This window comes from Pontibacter sp. GD13 (assembly GCF_058216355.1).
Window position 1 is genome coordinate 503,231 of record NZ_JBYZMQ010000002.1, and the last position, 19,966, is coordinate 523,196.

The 19,966-nt window shown below is 50.9% G+C and carries 21 protein-coding genes; 13 read left to right on the forward strand and 8 right to left on the reverse strand.

What is annotated here, in order from left to right; genetic code table 11:
• The first annotated feature begins 306 nt into the window (after positions 1–306).
• The 12 genes from AC4BAN_RS05795 to hisIE all read left to right on the forward strand — a co-directional run bounded on the left by AC4BAN_RS05795 (position 307) and on the right by hisIE (position 11,167).
• Entirely contained in the window at positions 307–1,716 is a 1,410-nt protein-coding gene (locus AC4BAN_RS05795) for an anthranilate synthase component I family protein (RefSeq protein ID WP_490563428.1), read from the forward strand.
• Position 1,717: 1 nt separating this feature from the next.
• Complete coding sequence (locus AC4BAN_RS05800; protein WP_490563429.1) at positions 1,718–2,281, forward strand: anthranilate synthase component II; 564 nt, start codon at positions 1,718–1,720, stop codon at positions 2,279–2,281.
• A 126-nt stretch (positions 2,282–2,407) separates the two neighbouring features.
• On the forward strand, positions 2,408–3,418 hold the full coding sequence (gene trpD, locus AC4BAN_RS05805) for an anthranilate phosphoribosyltransferase (RefSeq protein WP_490563430.1): 1,011 nt from the start codon (positions 2,408–2,410) through the stop codon (positions 3,416–3,418).
• Between the two features lie 40 nt (positions 3,419–3,458).
• A complete protein-coding gene (gene trpC / locus AC4BAN_RS05810) occupies positions 3,459–4,289 on the forward strand; it encodes an indole-3-glycerol phosphate synthase TrpC (protein ID WP_490563431.1) in 831 nt (276 codons plus the stop codon).
• Between the two features lie 21 nt (positions 4,290–4,310).
• On the forward strand, positions 4,311–4,937 hold the full coding sequence (locus AC4BAN_RS05815) for a phosphoribosylanthranilate isomerase (RefSeq protein ID WP_490563432.1): 627 nt from the start codon (positions 4,311–4,313) through the stop codon (positions 4,935–4,937).
• Positions 4,938–5,045: 108 nt separating this feature from the next.
• Entirely contained in the window at positions 5,046–6,236 is a 1,191-nt protein-coding gene (gene trpB, locus AC4BAN_RS05820; protein WP_490563433.1) for a tryptophan synthase subunit beta, read from the forward strand.
• Entirely contained in the window at positions 6,226–7,008 is a 783-nt protein-coding gene (gene trpA / locus AC4BAN_RS05825; protein ID WP_490563434.1) for a tryptophan synthase subunit alpha, read from the forward strand. Before trpB ends, trpA begins: the two co-directional genes overlap by 11 nt.
• Complete coding sequence (aroF, locus tag AC4BAN_RS05830; RefSeq protein WP_490563435.1) at positions 7,005–8,015, forward strand: 3-deoxy-7-phosphoheptulonate synthase; 1,011 nt, start codon at positions 7,005–7,007, stop codon at positions 8,013–8,015. The genes trpA and aroF overlap by 4 nt, the downstream gene beginning before the upstream one ends.
• Before the next feature lie 407 nt (positions 8,016–8,422).
• On the forward strand, positions 8,423–9,004 hold the full coding sequence (gene hisH, locus AC4BAN_RS05835) for an imidazole glycerol phosphate synthase subunit HisH (RefSeq protein WP_490563436.1): 582 nt from the start codon (positions 8,423–8,425) through the stop codon (positions 9,002–9,004).
• A complete protein-coding gene (hisA, locus tag AC4BAN_RS05840; RefSeq protein ID WP_490563437.1) occupies positions 9,001–9,723 on the forward strand; it encodes a 1-(5-phosphoribosyl)-5-[(5-phosphoribosylamino)methylideneamino]imidazole-4-carboxamide isomerase in 723 nt (240 codons plus the stop codon). Before hisH ends, hisA begins: the two co-directional genes overlap by 4 nt.
• A complete protein-coding gene (gene hisF / locus AC4BAN_RS05845) occupies positions 9,717–10,475 on the forward strand; it encodes an imidazole glycerol phosphate synthase subunit HisF (protein WP_490563438.1) in 759 nt (252 codons plus the stop codon). The genes hisA and hisF overlap by 7 nt, the downstream gene beginning before the upstream one ends.
• Before the next feature lie 83 nt (positions 10,476–10,558).
• Positions 10,559–11,167 (forward strand): bifunctional phosphoribosyl-AMP cyclohydrolase/phosphoribosyl-ATP diphosphatase HisIE, encoded by a 609-nt coding sequence (hisIE, locus tag AC4BAN_RS05850; RefSeq protein WP_490563439.1) that lies wholly within the window; start codon positions 10,559–10,561, stop codon positions 11,165–11,167.
• 23 nt (positions 11,168–11,190) lie between these two features.
• Here the strand turns inward: hisIE and AC4BAN_RS05855 are convergent, their stop codons facing one another.
• On the reverse strand, positions 11,191–12,984 hold the full coding sequence (locus AC4BAN_RS05855; RefSeq protein ID WP_490563440.1) for a chloride channel protein: 1,794 nt from the start codon (positions 12,982–12,984) through the stop codon (positions 11,191–11,193).
• A gap of 192 nt (positions 12,985–13,176) precedes the next feature.
• Between AC4BAN_RS05855 and AC4BAN_RS05860 the strand changes: the two genes are divergently transcribed.
• Positions 13,177–13,989, forward strand: a complete 813-nt coding sequence (locus tag AC4BAN_RS05860; RefSeq protein ID WP_490563441.1) for a metallophosphoesterase — start codon at positions 13,177–13,179, stop codon at positions 13,987–13,989.
• Here the strand turns inward: AC4BAN_RS05860 and mnhG are convergent.
• The 7 genes from mnhG to mbhE are packed head-to-tail and all read right to left on the reverse strand — an operon-like array spanning position 13,964 to position 19,869.
• A complete protein-coding gene (gene mnhG / locus AC4BAN_RS05865) occupies positions 13,964–14,410 on the reverse strand; it encodes a monovalent cation/H(+) antiporter subunit G (RefSeq protein ID WP_490563442.1) in 447 nt (148 codons plus the stop codon). The two genes, AC4BAN_RS05860 and mnhG, sit on opposite strands and share 26 nt — an antisense overlap.
• A 3-nt stretch (positions 14,411–14,413) precedes the next feature.
• Entirely contained in the window at positions 14,414–14,683 is a 270-nt protein-coding gene (locus AC4BAN_RS05870; RefSeq protein WP_490563443.1) for an MrpF/PhaF family protein, read from the reverse strand.
• Positions 14,680–15,177: a Na+/H+ antiporter subunit E gene (locus AC4BAN_RS05875; protein ID WP_490563444.1), complete on the reverse strand. Its 498-nt coding sequence runs from the start codon at positions 15,175–15,177 to the stop codon at positions 14,680–14,682. The genes AC4BAN_RS05870 and AC4BAN_RS05875 overlap by 4 nt, the downstream gene beginning before the upstream one ends.
• Positions 15,178–15,202: 25 nt before the next feature.
• Positions 15,203–16,729, reverse strand: coding sequence for a proton-conducting transporter transmembrane domain-containing protein (locus AC4BAN_RS05880; RefSeq protein ID WP_490563445.1), 1,527 nt, complete (start codon positions 16,727–16,729; stop codon positions 15,203–15,205).
• Between the two features lie 4 nt (positions 16,730–16,733).
• Positions 16,734–17,084, reverse strand: a complete 351-nt coding sequence (locus AC4BAN_RS05885; protein ID WP_490563446.1) for an NADH-quinone oxidoreductase subunit K — start codon at positions 17,082–17,084, stop codon at positions 16,734–16,736.
• A 5-nt stretch (positions 17,085–17,089) separates the two neighbouring features.
• Positions 17,090–17,635: an MnhB domain-containing protein gene (locus tag AC4BAN_RS05890; protein WP_490563447.1), complete on the reverse strand. Its 546-nt coding sequence runs from the start codon at positions 17,633–17,635 to the stop codon at positions 17,090–17,092.
• Positions 17,636–17,637: 2 nt separating this feature from the next.
• Entirely contained in the window at positions 17,638–19,869 is a 2,232-nt protein-coding gene (gene mbhE, locus AC4BAN_RS05895; RefSeq protein ID WP_490563448.1) for a hydrogen gas-evolving membrane-bound hydrogenase subunit E, read from the reverse strand.
• Between the last annotated feature and the right edge of the window lie 97 nt (positions 19,870–19,966).

Sequence of the window (19,966 nt, forward strand, 5' to 3'; positions counted from 1 at the left end):
GCAAAGCAAGAAGGGATGTTTTTGGTAGATATTAGTAACAGACGGAGTAAGAAAAAAAGCGTATAATTTTTTGTTTTAACATTTTAGCGTTTACATTTGCAACGGAAACAAGGTGACCGACGCCTCGTAAACGTAAAAATAAATGACTCAGAACTTACATATGACCTGGTGGTGGCACATTACGAAAAGTATTGTGAACAGCACTGCTATAGCTCATAAGTAATTGATTATAGCAAAAGTAAAGGTTTAAAAGCCCGCTGTTCCTCTGATCAGCGGGCTTTTTGTTTCATCCCCATTAAATTAAAAATGCGTAAGTACAAGCTATCAACTTCCCATAAACGCCTCCTTGCCGATACCCTGACCCCGGTAAGCGTGTACCTCAAGCTGCGCGACCGTTACCCAAACAGTATTCTACTGGAAAGCTCTGACTACCATGGCGCCGAGAACAGTTTCTCCTACATCTGCTGCAGCCCTATGGCAAGTATAAAGGCCGAGAACGAGGTACTGACAGAGGTCTACCCGGATGGAAGTTCCACGCAGACACCCATTTCAAAAGAAATCAGCGTGCCGGCCGCATTAGCTGCTTTTTCGCAAAGCTTCGAGGTTGAACGCAACAAATTCAACTTCATTCACAACGGTTTGTTCGGCTACATGAACTACGATGCCGTGCGTTATTACGAGGATATTGCGCTAAACCTGCGCCCGGACCGGCAGCAGCTTCCGGATCTGTTTTATGCGGTATACAGGTATGTGATCGCCATCAACCATTTCACAAATGAAGCTTACATTTTCGCCCACAGTTACAACCTCGACGATGACTACGGCATAGAGCAGATTGAGGTGCTGCTCAACAGCCGTAACATTCCGAGCTATACGTTTAACACCGACGGCGAAGAGACCTATAACATTAGCAGCGAGGCGTTCTTAGAGAATATAGAGAAAGCCAAGCAGCATTGCTACCGCGGCGACGTGTTTCAGTTGGTGCTTTCCAGGCGTTTTGAGCAGGCGTTTCAGGGAGATGAATTTAACGTATACCGAGCCCTTCGCTCCATAAACCCGTCGCCGTACCTGTTTTATTTCGATTACGGCAGCTTTAAGATCTTCGGTTCCTCACCGGAGGCACAGCTGGTGATCAAAGACAAGAAAGCCAGCATTTTCCCGATTGCGGGTACGTTCAGGAGAACCGGCGATGATGCCGCCGACGCAGCCCTGGCTGAAAAACTACTGGCCGACCCCAAGGAAAACGCGGAACATGTGATGCTGGTGGACCTGGCCCGCAACGACCTGAGCCGCAACGGGCACAGCGTGGAGGTGGAAACCTTCCGGGAGATCCAGTTCTATTCCCATGTCATTCACCTTGTTTCTAAAGTATCCGGGCAGTTGCAGCGGCAGGAGGATTCCCTGCAGATGGTGGCCAGCACGTTTCCGGCCGGCACCTTGTCAGGAGCACCCAAGCACAGGGCCATGCAGCTGATCGATCAATACGAAACCACCAACCGCGCCTTTTATGGCGGCTGCATCGGCTTCCTCGATTTTAACGGCAATTTCAACAGCGCCATCATGATCCGTTCTTTCCTGAGCAAGGACTACAAATTGTTCTACCAGGCCGGGGCAGGCATTGTGGCTGCATCAGACCCGCAGAGTGAATTGCAGGAAGTGGACAATAAACTCATGGCGCTGCGCACGGCTTTACAACTAGCACAGGAGATCAACTGATATGGAGGTACTGGTAATTGACAATTATGACTCCTTCACCTACAACCTGGTGCAAATGCTGCAGGAACTGGGTGCGGAAGTTACAGTCCGGAGAAATGACAAGACAACCCTGGCAGAGGTAGCCACCTTCAATAAGATACTGCTTTCTCCGGGGCCGGGCATCCCGGATGAGGCAGGCATGCTGAAAGAGATTATCCGAGAGTTCGGGTCTTCCAAAAGCATGTTCGGCGTTTGCCTGGGACATCAGGCGATTGGTGAAGTATACGGGGGTATCCTTTTTAACAGCAGCCAAGTATGGCACGGCGTGGCTACGCCAATCAGGGTGACTCGCGCAGAGGAACCGCTTTTCCGGAACCTGCCACAGCAGTTCGATACAGGCCGTTATCATTCCTGGTTGGTAGAGAAAGCAGTGCCCGAGTGCCTGCTGGTTACCGCCGAGGATGAGGCCGGAAACGTGATGGCCCTGCGCCATGCATCACATGATGTGCGAGGCGTGCAGTTTCACCCGGAGTCGGTGCTAACGAAACATGGCCCGGAAATTATTAAAAACTGGCTGGAAAGCTAATTCTATGGCAACGGACGCTGAGTCAACCTACAGGTGACTTTAAGGGAGTTATACTTTACTGGCCAGCAGTCATACGTTTGAGAACCTTCCATTGTCTTTTGTCAAAAATTCTTTTGTCTATAAAAAATGAAAGAGATACTGAATCATTTATTCGAGCATAAAACGCTGTCCAAGGGACATGCGCATGAGGTGCTGGTCAGTATTGCGGCCGGAAAGTATAACCAGAACCAGATTGCCAGCTTCCTGACCGTGTTTATGATGCGCAGCATTACCGTGGAGGAATTAGAGGGCTTCCGGAATGCCCTGCTCGATCTTTGCCACCGCGTAGACCTGGATGCCTACAACCCGATAGACCTGTGTGGCACAGGCGGCGACGGGAAAGATACCTTCAACATCTCTACGTTGTCGTCTTTTGTGGTGGCTGCCAACGGCGTGCATGTTGCCAAGCACGGCAATTATGGAGTATCATCCAGCTGCGGCTCATCTAATGTGCTGGAAGCGCTGGGGATAAAATTCACCACCGACACCGATGCCCTAAAGCGCAGCATCGACAAGTACCACATCTGCTTTTTGCATGCCCCTTTGTTCCATCCGGCCATGAAGAGTGTGGGGCCGATACGAAGGGAGCTGGGCGTGAAAACGTTCTTCAATATGCTGGGCCCAATGGTGAATCCGGCTTTCCCGAAACGCCAGATGGTGGGCGTATTCAGCCTCGAACTGGCGCGCATGTACGGCTACCTGTACCAGCAGCAACCCGGTGTGCAGTACAGCATCATCCATACCCTGGATGGCTACGACGAAGTGTCCCTGACCAGTCCGTTTAAAGTGATCTCTGATAGAAAGGAAACCTTACTGGATGCCGCTGACCTGGGGTTGCCGCGGCTGCAGCATGAACAGATCAGGGGAGGCCAGAACGTGGAAGACTCCGCTGCCCTTTTCCTGAAAGTTTTGCAGGGAGATGGAACAATGGCGCAGACATCTGTTGTAGCTGCGAATGCGGGCATGGCGCTTCAGTGCGCACGCCCAGAGTTGGAGTTGACCGAGGCCGTGCTTCTAGCAAAAGAAACACTTGCATCAGGCAAGGCTTACCAGCTGTTCAACAAGTTAATAAACGATCATAAAGTGGTGAATGCCTAAACGCACTTCGGACATACGCTATCAATTTTAAGAATCAACCATGAATATTCTAGACGAAATAATAGCCCAGAAACACATTGAGGTGGCGGAGCGCAAAGCGCTGTACCCGGAAAAACTGCTGGAAAAAAGCCTTTACTTCCAGACACCTTGCCTCTCGCTGGAGCATTACCTGCTTCGCCAGGATAAAAGCGGGATTATTGCCGAGATCAAGCGCAAGTCGCCCTCCAAGGGAGATATCAACCCCTATGTTTCGGTAGAAAGAACCTCCATCGGCTACATGCAGGCCGGGGCGTCGGCGCTCTCCATCCTAACGGATACCAACTTTTTCGGTGGCAAAAACGAAGACCTTGTCACGGCCCGTAAGTATAACTATTGCCCCATTCTGCGCAAAGACTTCACCGTGGATAACTACCAGATACTGGAGGCGAAGTCGATCGGTGCCGACGCTATCCTGCTGATCGCGGCAGCGCTGCCCCCAAATCGGGTGCTGGAACTTGCCACGTATGCCAGATCGTTAGGGTTAGAGGTGATTTTGGAGGTGCATAACCTGGAAGAGCTGCAGCAAAGCTACTGTGCCGAGGTGAATGTGGTGGGCGTAAACAACCGTAACCTGAAAACCTTTAAAACAGAAGTGGGTTTGTCCTTTGAACTTGCCAGGCACATTCCGGCAGGCGTTATAAAAATATCTGAAAGCGGCCTGAGTGAACCGCAAACCTTGGTTGATTTACAGGAGGCGGGTTACAATGGTTTCCTGATAGGGGAGAGCTTTATGGCCAACAGCAGGCCAGAGCAGGCTGCCGCCAGGTTCATTAAAGAGCTAAGGTTGCTGCAGGATAAGAAAAAAGCCTCTTTAGTTAATGATCAGCACTGAATGTTTATTTAAGCCCGCTCTATGAAAATAAAAGTATGTGGAATGCGAGAACCGGAGAACATCAGGCAGGTGGCTGCCCTGAAGCCGGATTACATGGGTTTTATCTTTTACGAAGACTCCAAGCGCTACGCCGAAGGGCATATTACGCCCCAGCTGCTGGAGGAACTGCCTAAAAGCATTAAAAAAGTGGGCGTGTTTGTGAACGAAAACACAGACAAGATCCAAGACACCATAACCCGGTATAACCTGGACGCAGTGCAGCTGCACGGGCGCGAAACACCCCGCCAATGCGCCGAACTGAAGGACCTGGGCGTGGAGGTGATCAAGGTATTCTCCGTGGATGATAAATTCGCCTTCGAGAACTCCCTGCTCTACGAGTCCTGCTCTGATTATTTCCTCTTCGATACGCGCGGGAAGGAGTATGGCGGCAACGGCTTCCCCTTCGACTGGGAACTGCTGAAAGACAACCTTTCTCCTAAACCATACTTTCTGAGCGGAGGTCTGAACCTGGAAAACTTGCAACACCTGGATAAAGTACGGCCAAAACCTTTCGCCCTGGATGTGAACAGTGGTTTCGAGACTGCGCCAGGGCAGAAGGATATAACGCTGCTAAGAGAGTTGTTTCAGTTGCGCAGCGCAGAAAATTAAGACTTGCGAATCAATTAAATTCACAAATATAATGAAGAGCACAGCAGGTTACAGGTTTGGATTATTTTCTAGCATACCTTTTTGCGCTCCACTTTTAAATCAATCAACATGAATTATAACGTAGACGAAAACGGCTTTTACGGCAAGTTCGGAGGGGCATACATACCCGAGATGCTGTACCCGAACGTGGAGGAGTTACGCCAGAATTACCTTAGCATCATGCAGGAGCCTGACTTTCAGGAAGAACTGCAGTCGTTGCTCAAGGATTATGTAGGGCGTCCTACACCGCTTTACCTTGCCAAGCGCCTTTCCGCAAAGTATAAAACCAACATTTACCTGAAGCGCGAGGACCTGAACCATACCGGGGCCCATAAGATCAACAACACCATCGGGCAAATATTACTGGCAAAGCGGTTGGGCAAAACCCGCATTATTGCCGAGACAGGAGCCGGACAGCATGGGGTGGCCACGGCCACGGTATGCGCCCTGATGAACCTGGAGTGCATTGTGTACATGGGTGAAGTAGACATTAAACGGCAGGCCCCCAACGTGGCCCGTATGAGGTTGTTAGGCGCAACGGTAGTGCCGGCTACAAGTGGTAGCAAAACCCTGAAAGATGCTACCAACGAGGCTATTCGCGACTGGATCAACAACCCCGAAGACACCTACTACATCATCGGTTCGGTGGTGGGGCCGCACCCGTACCCGGACATGGTGGCCCGTTTTCAAGCCGTGATCTCGGAGGAAATGAAAGCGCAGTTGCTGGAGAAGACGGGTAGTGAGAACCCGGATTACGTGGTGGCTTGCGTAGGTGGCGGCAGCAATGCAGCGGGAGCGTTTTACCATTACCTCGACCAGCCGGATGTAAAGCTGATAGCCGTGGAAGCCGCCGGCCTTGGCGTGGATTCTGGTGAGTCTGCCGCTACCTCTGTACTCGGAAAGATCGGGGTGATACACGGCAGCCGCACGTTGCTCATGCAAACTGACGACGGGCAGGTTACGGAGCCGTACTCCATTTCTGCCGGACTGGATTACCCGGGTGTAGGCCCCCTGCATGCCCACTTATTCGATTCGAAGCGCGCCATCTTCGAAAGCATCACCGACGAGGAAGCCTTGCAGGCCGTGCTCGAACTGACAAGGCTGGAGGGTATTATCCCTGCCCTGGAGTCGGCGCACGCGTTAGCTGCCATTGGCAGAATAGGAGCTAAGCCGGATGAGGTGGTGGTCATTAACCTTTCCGGACGTGGCGATAAAGATCTGTCAACTTACTTAGAGCGTTTTCAATTAGATGGAGAATAGAATTAAGTCACTTTTTGCAAGCAAGCCACAGGGGCTGCTTTCGGTATACTTTACGGCGGGCTACCCTAACCTGGACGATACCGTGCAGATCATCCTGGAGTTGGAAAAGAACGGCGTGGACATGATAGAGGTCGGCATGCCTTTTTCTGACCCGCTGGCTGACGGCCCAACTATACAGCAGAGCAGCGAAATAGCGCTGCGTAACGGCATGACCATTCCGAAGCTGTTTGAGCAGTTAAAAGGCATCCGGAAGCACACGCAAATACCGCTGGTGCTGATGGGCTACCTGAACCCGGTGATGCAGTATGGCGTGGAGCGCTTTTGCCAGAAAGCCGGTGAAATCGGGGTGGACGGCATCATTTTGCCAGACCTGCCTTTAAGCGATTATGTACGCGAGTACAAGCAACTGTTTGAGCAGCATAATTTAAGCAAGGTCTTCCTGGTAACGCCCCAGACACCGGAGCAGCGCATCCGGGAGATTGATAGCCACACCAACGGCTTTATTTACATGGTGTCGTCGGCTTCCACTACCGGCAGCACCACGGGCCAGGCCGTGGTGAACACAACCTATTTTCAGCGGGTAGGCGCCATGGGGCTGCGCAACCCCAACATCATCGGCTTCGGCATTCACGACCGCGACACCTTTGCGGAAGCATGTAACCACTCCAGCGGCGCCATCATCGGCAGTGCCTTTATCAAAGCGCTGGCGCAGGAGGGAAGCCTGGAGCAGAACATCAAAACATTTATCCAAAGCATCAGAAACGCATCATGATCATACAGCTACAGCAAGGCATCCCCGCCGACCTAAAAGATAATATCCTGCAGCAAATTAAAGCGGTGGGCTTTAAAGGCAATGAGGTGCGCACGCAGGAGGGGCATTATATTGTGGGCATCGGCAAAAAGGATTTCGATATCCGCACCCTGGGCCAGTTACCCGGAGTGGCCGACATTCACCGCGTATCGGATGAGTACAAACTGATCTCACGCAAATGGAAAGTAGAGCCCACCCGCATCGACCTCGGCGGCGGAGTGATGATCGGTGAAGGGCAGTTCAGCATCATGGCCGGCCCCTGCTCCATCGAAAGCGAGAAGCAGATCGAGCTGGTGGTGCAGCACCTGAAGGAAAACAACGTGCAGATCATGCGCGGGGGCGTTTTTAAGCCCCGCAGCTCCCCGTACGCTTTCCGTGGCCTGGGCCTGGAGGGCCTGCGGATGTTTTACCGCATTTGCCGCGAGAACGGCATCAAGATCATTACTGAGGTGATGCAGGTGTCGCAGATCGAGGAGATGATCGATTATGTGGATGTTTTCCAGGTGGGGGCCCGCAACAGCCAGAACTTTAACCTGCTCGATTCCTTGGGCGAGGCGCAGAAGCCGGTGCTGCTAAAACGGGGCATTTCCGGCACGCTGGAAGAGTTGCTCCAGGCGGCTGAATATATCTTCTCGAACGGGAATGAAAAGATCATGCTTTGCGAGCGCGGTATCCGGTCTTACGAAGGAGCCTACCGCAACGTGCTGGACCTGAATGCGGTGCCGGTGCTAAAAGAGAAAACGCACCTGCCGGTTATCGTGGACCCCTCGCATGGCATCGGTTTGCGCGACTATGTGGATAGCATGGCCCTGGCTGCCGTAATGGCCGGTGCTGATGGCGTGATCTACGAGACGCACCAGAAACCGGAGGAGGCCTTTTCGGATGGGCAGCAGACCCTGAATTTCAAAGAGTCGGAGCGGCTGATCAAGCGCATGCGCCAGGCCTATGCACTTCGGGAGAGCTTTTAAGTGTGATTTCAGCAGGAATGATGCATCCGTATTACCGGAAAGGGGCAAAAAATAGTTGTATACTGCAACAGATGTCCTATATTTGCAGCAATGAAAGGCATACTGGCACATAAGCACCATCATCCTGCACGAAGCAAAAGTTTCGGAGCCGCTTGCCTATGGATTTGCTAAAAGCATACGCGAATATATCCAAAAGCCTGACTCCGAAACGAGTCAGGCTTTTTTTTTCGGGAAGCAGGATGGAAGTGTGAAGGTATAAATAGGATGAAAGTTAACATGCACCTGCACCTTGCCTTTTGATGTTGTCAGGTGCAAACGCCTTGCTATTTTTTAAAGTGTACCGTGGTATACTTGCGACAGAGGCCCTGCCTCTTTTAAACAGTATTTTTAAAGCAGATGTCCATACTATGAACCTGGTTATAGTTGATTATAAGGCTGGCAACGTGCAGTCGGTGCTTTTTGCGCTGGAGCGTTTGGGTGTGCAGGCCACGCTCAGTGCCGACGCCGATACGATCAAAGCGGCAGACAAAGTGATCTTTCCGGGAGTGGGAGAGGCATCTTCGGCGATGGCGCAGCTAAAGGCGCGCCAACTGGATAAGCTGTTGCCGACGCTGAAACAGCCGTTTTTCGGTGTTTGCCTGGGCATGCAGTTGCTGTGCGCGCACTCCGAGGAAAGCGATACCGAGCTGCTGAACATAATTCCGTTGCAGGTAAAGCGGTTCCAGACGGAGCTGAAGGTGCCGCACATGGGTTGGAACCAGTTGGAACAGCCAGCCTCACCCTTGTTTAAGGGGGTGCAGGAGCAGGAGTACGTGTACTATGTGCACAGCTATTATGTGCCGCTGAGTGAGTACACCATTGCACAAACTGCCTATCCCGAGCCTTTTTCGGCGGCCTTACAGTATAAGAACTTTTACTCTGCGCAGTTCCACCCCGAAAAAAGCGGACCTGCCGGTGCCCAAATCCTGAAGAACTTTTTAGCCTTATGATGGAGATAATCCCAGCCATAGATTTAATTGGCGGCCAGTGCGTGCGCCTGACCGAGGGCGACTTCGCCCGGCAAACCACCTACGACAGTAACCCCCTGGAGGTGGCCAGGCGTTTTGAGGGCCACGGCATCAAGCGCCTGCACCTGGTAGACCTGGACGGAGCCCGCGCACGCAAACCGGTCAACCTGGCGATACTGGAAAGTATAGCGGCCAACACCAACCTCCGCATCGACTTCGGAGGAGGTTTACAGTCGGATGAGGCCGTGAAGCAGGCATTTGATGCCGGCGCCGCGCAAATAACAGCCGGGAGCATTGCAGTGCGAGAACCAGAAACGGTGAAGGCGTGGCTGCTGAAGTATGGCGCAGCCAAAATTATCATCGGTGCTGATTTCAAGGGGGCTAACATTGCCATCAGCGCCTGGACCGAGGAAAGCAAATACCCGCTGCAGGAATTTATATCCGGTTATGTTCAAACCGGAGCCAAGTTGTTTATCTGCACCGACGTGAGCAAAGACGGCATGCTGCAAGGGCCTTCCCTAAAAACATACCGGCATCTGAAGCTTACATTGCCAGCTGCGGGCATTATTGCCAGCGGCGGCGTTACCACCATACAGGACCTAGAGCAACTGCAAGAGATAGGGGTAAAAGGTGCCATCATCGGCAAAGCCATTTACGAGGGCACCATTCCACTCAAAGACTTAGAGCGATTCGTATGCTAACCAAACGTATTATCCCGTGCCTCGACATCCGAAACGGGCGCACTGTAAAAGGGGTGCAGTTCGAGAACATCCGCGATGCCGGCGACCCGGTGGAGCTGGCGAAATGGTACGCCGAACAAGGGGCCGATGAACTGGTCTTTCTGGATATAACCGCCACGAACGAAGAGCGTAAAACCTTTGCGGCCCTGGTACGCGACATTGCCCGCCACATCGATATCCCGTTTACGGTAGGCGGCGGAATCAGTGCTGTGGCCGATGTGGAGGTGCTCCTGCATGCCGGGGCTGATAAGGTTTCTATCAACTCATCGGCCATCAAAAATCCACAGCTGGTTGCAGAACTGGCGAAGCATTTTGGAAGCCAGTGCGTAACCGTTGCCATTGATACCAAGCACACCGAAGCCTCCGGCTGGAAAGTTTATGCCCGCGCAGGCACCGTAGAAACAGCACAAGCCACCGTAGACTGGGCCAGGCAGGTTACAGACCTAGGCGCAGGTGAGATACTGCTCACCAGCATGAACAACGATGGCATGAAAGCAGGTTTCGCGCTGGATATTACCGGCGATGTGGCCAAAGCCGTTTCTGTGCCTGTCATTGCCTCCGGAGGCGCTGGTGCAAAGCAGCACTTTGCCGAGGCGTTTCAGGTAGCGCAAGCTGACGCGGCGCTTGCTGCCAGTCTCTTTCACTTCCGGGAACTGGGTGTGCCTGAGCTTAAAGAGTACCTGAAAGCGCAGGGCATCGCGGTACGATTATAATTTTAAAAGAATGAACCACTGATTTAAGGTGTCAACCTATCACGTTCAGCACAAACCGTTTTACATTTAACGCATACCCCGTTTTGGAACTAGACTTTGAAAAAGCAGGCGGCCTGGTGCCCGTCATCATACAGGATAATGTAACAGGCCAGGTGCTGATGCTGGGCTACATGAACCAGGAAGCACTGGATAAAACACGCCAGGAAGGCCTGGTCACGTTCTTCTCGCGCACCAAGAACCGCCTCTGGACCAAGGGCGAAACCTCAGGCAATACACTGGAGGTGATCAGTGTTACCCGCGATTGCGATGCGGATTCGCTGCTGATAAAAGTGAAGCCGAACGGGCCTACCTGCCATACCGGCACTACCAGCTGTTTCGGTGAGGAAGCGGCGTCAAACCGTTTGGCGGCCATCCGCTTCATCGCGCAGTTAGAAGGGGTTGTTCAAGAGCGCAAGACAACGCCAAAAGAAGGCTCCTATACCAATTTCCTTTTCGAAAAAGGGATCAACAAGATCGCGCAGAAAGTAGGCGAGGAAGCCGTTGAAACCGTGATCGATGCCGTGGCCGGTAAACTGGACACCATGAAGGGCGAGGCTGCGGACCTGCTGTACCACCTGTTGGTGCTACTGGCTGCCTCCGGACTGGAATTAAAAGATGTAGTGGACGTGCTGCAGGAGCGGCACAAGGAGTAAGCAGACCCAGGGAGGGGCACTGGTTATACGTTCGTGGTTTTGATCAGCAGCTTTCTGTACTTGGTAAAGATGCTCGACTTGGAAACAAAGCCCAGGTAGCTATCTTCTTTTAGCACGGGCAGGTTCCAGGCATCCGATTCATCGAATTTTTTCATGACATCGGCCATGCTGTCATCGTACTGCACAGTGGCTGAGGGCTTTACCATAAGCTCTTTTACTCTCACCACCTCGTATTTCTCCGTCTTGAACATGATCTCGCGCACTTTTTCCAGGTGAATGATGCCCTCCAGCCTGTTCTCCAGGTTGACTACCGGGAACAGGTTGCGGCGCGAATGGGCAATTACCTGCACCAGCTCTCCCAGGGTTGCCTCCGGCGATATTTCCTGGAAATCCACCTCGATCAGGTGACGGATCTTCATGATATGCAGGATTGTGCGGTCTTTGTTGTGGGTCAGCAACTGCCCTTTCTGGGCCAGCTTTTTAGTATCAAGGGAATACGGCTCAAAGTACTTGACAAGCGCGAATGAGGTGGCTGCCACAATCATCAGCGGAATCATGAGTGTATAGCCCCCTGTGATCTCAGCGATCAGGAAGACGGCGGTGAGGGGCGCATGCATGACACCACTTAAAATACCGGCCATGCCTACCATGGCAAAACTGCCTTCGGGTAACTTACCAATGTGCAGCATGTTAGCCAGTCGCGAAAAGAAAAAGCCGGAGCTGGCCCCCACAAACATGGAAGGCGCAAAGTTGCCGCCGTTGCCACCGGCCGCGATGGTTATGGTAGCGGCAAACACTTTTACCAGGGCAAGGGCCCCAATAAAGCATAGGAGCAGCCACTCGTTAGATCCAAAAAAGGCCAGCCAGCTATCTTGCAGTAGCTTCTCGGCATTGTTTCCTTCAAACAGCCGGATGCTGTCGTAACCCTCACCAAACAGTGGCGGGAAAAGCATGATCAGGAGTCCGAGCAAAACCCCGCCAATAATGGCCCGTTGGTAGATCTTGGTCTGGTAGCCCTCAAATATCTCCTCCACCTGCAGGGCCATGCGCGTGTAATACACCGACATCATGCCGCAAATAATACCGAGCAAAAGAAAAAAGGGAAGATGCCCAGCTTCAAAAAACTCTTTCTGCCCAATGTAAAACAGGATCTCTTCCTGCAAAATGAGTTTCGAGCAAAGTGCCCCTACCACTGCCGCGATGATCAGGGGAATGAACGCAGAGATACTGATATCGGTTAGCAACACTTCAATGGCAAAAAGCACACCGGCGATGGGCGCGTTAAAAACTGCCGCAATTCCTGCAGCGGCACCCGCGGCGAGCAGCAAGGTGCGGTCGCGGTAATTTAAATGATACTCGCGCCCGTAGTTAGAGCCTATGGCCGAGCCCGTTACCACAATCGGAGACTCCAGACCAGCGGAACCACCAAAGCCAGCCGTTAAAGCGCTGGTTAACACATGGGAATACATCTTGTGCCGCTCTACCATGCTTGACTTCTGGGAAATGTTGAAAAGAATATTGGCCGTTCCGCGTCCGATGCGTCCGTTAAACATGACTTTGACCAGGAACACAGTGAGCAGAATGCCGATGATCGGAAAGATCACCAGCCAGTAAGGCTGATCGAGTAAGCGGTTGCCATACGCCAGCATCAGGTGAATGTAATGCACCATGGTTTTGAGCACTACTGCCGCCAAACCAGCCGTAAGACCTACCAATACACTGGATACCAACATGAACTCACGATCGGAGGTGTGACGGCGAAGCCAGAGTAAGGGAATTTTTAACTTTTTAAAGTGGGGCATTTCGGGCCGGGCCAAAAGGGCTGTTTCAAATGATTCACAAAAGTAGGGATTCCACAAACTAACCTCAACCAAATTTCGTCCTCATTTTGTATATCTCTTATTTTAAAGGTATTCGTGAATGAACTAATGCTGCAGATTGTTATATATGTACGCAACATTTGCGTAAAATCGTAAGGGAAAACAGATTTCTAATAAAAAACGGTATGTATGGATATAAATCCAGAACAAGAACTAAATAACCTGGAGCTCCCACAGCTGCATGGCCCTTTTCATATCATTGGTGATGTTCATGGTTGTTTTGAAGAACTTCGGCTGCTGTTAACTAAACTCGGCTATAAGATTGATTTTAACAACGAGGCCCAACGGTATAAGGTGACAGCGCCCACCGGGTGCCTTGCCCTTTTTGTCGGCGACCTGGTTGACCGGGGTCCCAATTCGCCGGAGGTTTTACGGCTTGTGATGGATATGGCAGATCAGGGAATTGCTTATTGTGTAAGCGGTAACCACGACGATAAACTTTACCGCATGCTGATCGGAAGAAAGGTGAAGGTGAGGCACGGCCTGGAGTTTACAGTAGATCAGCTGAAAAATTATAATAAGGATTTTTGGAAAAGAATAGAGCACTTTCTGGCCAAGTTGCCCCACCATATCCTGCTCGATGAGGGCAGGCTGGTAGTGGCGCACGCCGGACTGGAAGAACACCTGCACGGGCGCAATACCAAAGGCGTACGAGAGCTGTGCCTCTATGGCCCCACCACAGGAGAAACAGATGAGAAAGGGCTGTCGGTCCGCCTGGATTGGGCCGCAGACTATTGTGGCCGGGCAGTGGTGGTTTACGGGCATACCCCGGTGCATGAGCCACACTGGCGCAATAACACGATCAACATTGATACCGGCTGTGTTTTTGGCGGTCGCTTATCCTGCCTGGTTTACCCGGATAATGTAACGGTAGCTGTGGATGCCTTGCATACTTACTCGGACTCGGTCCGCCCTTTTATCCGGTATCACCAGCATCATTAGTCTTTTCCCCAAGCCGCTGTTCTTCCTCTTCGTATTTGTCAAAGGTTTTAACCTCATCCAGGTTGTTTTGATGCAAATACTTCTCAAACTCTTTCAGATTAGTTCTTTCCCAAAATGGCGTTCGGTTCTGCACGGCAGTCCGGCCTATCACATGGGCCGCAACCGGTGCCGTGATAAATATAAAAGTAATGATGGCCAGGGCCTTTAGCAAGACATCGGGCTTATTAAAATACACGCCTATCCCCAGCAAGATTAAACCCAGGCCCAGCGTAGCCCCTTTTGTAATAGCAGACATTCGGATATAAAAGTCAGGTAGACGTAGGAGCCCGATCGTAGAGATGAACATAAAAAGAACCCCGGTTAAGATCAGAATACCACTCAGGATCTCTTTTAATAGGCCAACATCCAGCGTTAGAAGCATGCGTTACTTGTTTATTTTCATAATGTAGTACGAAAAGGTGATTGAACCCAGAAACCCGAACACAGAAAGTATAATGGCCACGTCTATAAAGTCCTCGTTACCGGTAAACGCCGTGTAAATGGCAATCATGCCAATAACCAGGGCCACAATCAGATCGAAGGCCGTGATACGGTCCGGCAAAGTGGGGCCTATGGCAAAACGGATGGCTGTCAGTAACAGGCAGACACTCAGTAACCCCATGGCAACCATCAAAGTGATCTGAAAAAAGTTCATGCGGTCAGTGCCATTAGTCTGCGTTCAAATCCGTGCTTGATGTGCCGTTTGAGGCGTTCAATATCGTTTTTTTTAACGTAAAGGGCATGTACGTACAAAAAATCCCTGTTCTTGCTGACATCTAAGCTCAGGGTTCCGGGGGTTAACGTGATCATGTTTGCCAAAAGGGTAATAGCCAGGTTTGATTTCACGGAAAGGGGCAAGGCAATAACTGTGGGCCGCATATAATAATGCGGGGTTAAAATATCGTAGGCTATTTTCACATTCGCCACCAAAAGCTCCTTCATAAAATAGAGGACCAGGTTCACCGCTTTGGGCATTTTATAAAAATACATGCTGCTATAGAACCAGGAGGTAAACCAGAGAAGCCAAAACGAGAGCAGAAAAATAGATGTGGCACTTACTGCACTATAAGGCAGAGGCGGCACATCCCTGCTAAAAACCAGGTAGGCAAGCAGGAAAGAAAGCATGGAATGAAGAATGAAAATACGCATACCAGAGGGCTTACTTTAAATAGTTTCAGTGTTGCAACCCTTTGCTCTGTAATACGGTTTGAACATACATTTCGCTGTGCAGCAATTGAGCGGCCGCCGCCTGGGCTGCTTTAATTACGGGTTGCGCAAAAAAGCTAATACCTAAAATTATACTCAGCAGAAAAATTACCGGGACATAAAGCAGTCTGTTGCGCAGCAGGTCATCCGCAGAGATCGCAACAGATGTTTCCTGCCCCGGGGCCTGTGGTTTCAGGAAAGCCTCGTTCCATATTTTTGTCATGGAAAAAAGGGTGACAAGACTGACGCAAAGTGAGGTGGCTACAATGCCATAGTTGCCAGCTTCCAAACCTGCTATTGCCAACATCAGTTTCCCCCAAAATCCTGTTAAGGGCGGAATGCCGGCAAGCGCCATGGCACAGATAAAAAAGAAGGCTGCCAGAAATGGCTGTCGCACATAGAGGCCGCCCAGTTTGTTTAGCGAGAAAGTATGGTGCCTTTGTGCCACCACCCCGCTGATCAGGAACAGGTTGGTTTTGACGAGCACGTTATGAAGTAAGAAAAAGATGCTTCCTGCTATGGCAAGGGGTGTATATATGGCAAGCCCCATCAGCATGTAACCTATCTGGCTGACCACGTGAAAGGACAGTATCTTTCTGAAATCCATGTGCGCAGCTGCACCTAACACCCCAATCACCATTGTAAAACCTGCAAGTAGCAATAAAAGCGGCTGCGTTTGATTCAGGTGTACGCTGAAAATAAGGGTGTACAAACGTAACAAAGCGTATATGCCAATTTTTGAGATCAATCCGGCTATAAAGGCCGAAATTGCTATCGGGGGTGCATGATACGAAGCCGGAAGCCAGAAGAATAAGGGGAAGAGGGCGGACTTGATTCCTAAACCGGTCAGGAAGAAAACGCCGGCTACCGGAAGTAGTTTCAGGTTGGCATTGTTTGCATGTACCAGACGGCTCAGCTCGGCCAGGTTCAGGGCGCCGTAAAGACTGTATATTAACCCGATGCCTGTCAAAAGGAGTCCGGAAGCAATAAAATTAAGCGTAACATACTTCAGGGCACCCTCCAGCTGCAACTTCTTTCCACCCAGCGACAGGAGGGCAAAGCTGCAGATCAGGATCAGCTCAAACCACACGTACAGGTTAAAAATATCACCCGTAAGGCAAACGCCGGCCACCCCCATTTGTAAAAGCAGCATTAAGGGATAGTAGCCATATTTTTTTCGGCTTTTATCAAGACCAGCAAGCGAAAAAATATAAACGGAAAGGGCTGTGATACCGGCTACAAACAGCACCAACGCACTAAAGATATCGGCCACAAGGGTAATGCCATAAGGGGCTGGCCAATTACCGACCTGTGAGGTAAGTATGGCCTGTGGCAGCACTTGATGCAGTAAAAGTCCAGCAACCCCAACCCAGGCCACCTGTATAATGCCTACGATCAACGTTTGCCAGTTAACAAGTTGCCACACAAACACACTACACACGGCACCCAACAGGGGCAAGAGCAGGGGCAGGATAAGCAATAGGTCAACTGACATGAGCTTATATCTTCTCGTTTTTATTGATGTCGTCCAGGTTGTTGGAGCCGAACGTACGGTACACGCGCCGGATCAGCACAATGGCGAAAGCCTGAATGCCGAAGCCGATGACAATGGCGGTGAGTAAAAGCGCCTGCGGTACAGGATCGGAAAAGGGTTCTGAAGGAAAAGCGTTGCCCTCGTGAATAATTGCGACGCCACCACGGGTTATGCCGCACACCACAAACAGGAAAAGGTTCGTGGAAAGCCCAAAAAGAATAAGACCAAGTATGAGTTTGAACAAATGCCGGTGCAGGATAAAATAAATGCTTACGGCAAATAAGGTTCCGATCAGAAAGGGGAGGAGGGCCTGCATAAGCTTTACTCTTTAGACATTGTGAACACCATCTTGAGCACCATGCCCAATACCAACAGATATACCCCTGCGTCGAAAAGTAGCGGTGTGCCCAGTGAGCCCACAAGTGGGAGTTTTATGTTAAGCCAGAAGCCTGTCATGTAGGGTGCTCCATAGAAGAGCCCTACCATCCCGCTGCTAACGGCCAGCAGTAAGCCAAATGCCATGATGAAACTAGGTCGAAGTGGAATGATGTAATAGCGCCAGCCATCTTGTTTAACGGCTTGCTGCTCCCGCTGAAAAAGGTTAACGTGCAAAAAGCGTAAAAGGTAATCGCCCGAGTTCTGTTGCGGCGATTTGTTGTTGCGGTAAATCCGGAAACTAAAATATTCTTTGGCTGTACGCTGTGAGCCATGGGCCAGCACATGAAAGACAAAGGTAATGGCCCCGATCAGGCCGCCGATGAAGCCCCCCCCGGGATGGTTATGCCCCCGAAGCAGAATATACACGGAGAACATAATAAACAGGGGTGTAAGAATACGGATAGCGGTTGCAAAAATCAGTGTTTTCATGCTTAGGTTTCTTTAGTTGTAATCAGACGCAGCAAGGCAAAAATCCCCAAAGAGGCTACAGCCAGCACTGTTATTTCGCCAAGTGTATCCAGCCCCCTGAAATCTACCAATATCACGTTCACGATGTTATGGCCGTGTGCTTCTGTCAAGCTAGTTTTACCGTAAAAGTCCTTTAGTTGGGAGGGCACGCTATGCTGTTGCACCAAAAGCATGACATAGGTCATCACAGAACCAAAAAGGATGGATACTACTATGTATTTAAATTTTCCATACTGATGGGACAGATAAATAAAAGCGGGCAATTTATGCAGCAGCAGCACAAAAATGACAACGGTCAGGGTCTCAATCAACAGCTGCGTCGCAGCCACATCCGGTGCGCCAAAAAGGATATACGTCAGGGCGGCTGCGTATCCGATGAGTCCCATCACAATGATAGAGGTTAGCCTGGACCGCGTGCTCAGCAAGTAGGCCAGTGCGGCCAGCACCAGAAGAAAGATTACGACTTCATACACTCTGATGCTAACAAGTTGCCGGACCGTAGTTGCCGGGTCCAGCGCAGGGGCTTCCGACCAAAGCACATAAGCAAGAAGTCCGGTGAAAAATAACAGTATGTAAATGATGTAGCTACGCAGGAAACCGTTCTGGATTATGAAAGTAAGACGTTTGGCGCCGAGCATAAATTTTTTCAAGACATATTCGTATGTGCCGGCAGGGCCGAACCGATGCAGGTTTTTGAGCGTAGGAATGGCCTTGTGCACACGGTTGGAATAGCGGTACAGCAATAAACCCAGCAAAAGGGTGATAGCACTAAATAAAAGTTCTCTAGTTAATCCGTGCCACAGCACCAGTTCTAATTTTAATCCCTGGCTTCCGGCTATACTTTGTGCCGCTTTTTCCAGGATTGGACTAAAGGGCAGCGGCGAAATACCAAGTGCCAGTCCGGCTATACCCAATAGCAGGGGCGGAATATAGAGTGCTGCAGATGGCGCATGCCACACCATAGTAGGTCCTTCGGTCTTCTTCCAAAATACTCCATAGCTCAGCAGTGTGGCAACCGCCACATACACAATGCCTGTCAGGAAGGTAAGGCCAAAAACAACAAAGCCAAACAGAGGGCTTTCTAACGTGGCCTCGTAAAGCATTTCTTTGCCTATAAAACCGAAAAAAGGCATCAGCCCGGCCATAGACAGTGCTGCCAGGGTAGCGCCCAGTGCAGTTACCGGAAGACTGCGTGCCAGCCCATTCAGGGCATAATACTCCCGGGTGCCGGTGCTGTGGTCTACAATGCCGGCGATCAGGAACATGGTGCCCTTGTACAGCGCATGGGCCAGTAAAAAAACCATTGCGGCTTTCAGGGCTGTTTGAGTACCAATACCGAGCATGGTTACCATCAGCCCGAGTGCCGAAATGGTGGTATAGGCCAGTATGGCTTTCAGGTCGGTGTGTTGCAAAGCAAGTGCCGCTCCTAAGAGCGCAGTGAAACCACCAATGGCCACCAGGCTGTACTGCCATATCTCAGTAGTAGCAAATACCGGCGAAAAACGCGCCAGCAGGTAGATGCCTGCTTTCACCATGGTGGCTGAGTGCAGGTAAGCGCTTACCGGAGTAGGGGCCTGCATGGCATTCGGAAGCCAAAAATGAAACGGGAATTGCGCAGATTTGGTAAAGCACCCCACCAGGATCAGGATAAACGCAGGTAGGAAAAGTTGATGTGAGGTAATCACGTCACCGTGCAGCAAGATGTCACTTAAGTTATTGCTTCCGCTGGCAATATGTAAAAATACCAGGCCTCCCAGCAAGGCAAGGCCACCCAGACCCGTCACCAAAAGCGCTTGCCGGGCAGCAGCACGCGCTTCCGCCACATCGCTTTTAAAACCTATCAACAGGAAAGAGCTGGCACTGGTAAGCTCCCAAAAAACAAAAAGGCAAAAGATATTATCAGCAGTGACCAAACCCAGCATGGCCGTCATGAACAAGAGCAGGTACAGGTAAAACCTGCCCAGCTGCGCGTGGTGCCGGAGGTAACCATGACTGTATATAACGATTAAAAAGCCAAAGAAAGAGATCAGAAGAGCAAAGAACAGGCTGAGACCATCTAGCCTAAACGTAAGGTTTACCCCCAGCACTGACACCCATTCATATTGCTGCACCACATAGGGCACTGCGCGCACCTGGCCGACCAGGCTGCAGCAGTAAACAAAGACGCCCAGGGGCAGCAGAGCGATTGGAAACACGGCATACCTACCCAGCCACTTGAACACTAGTGGAGCACAAAAGGTAACAGAGAGGCTAATAAGTATGACTGGGAGCATACCAATACAAATTATTGAA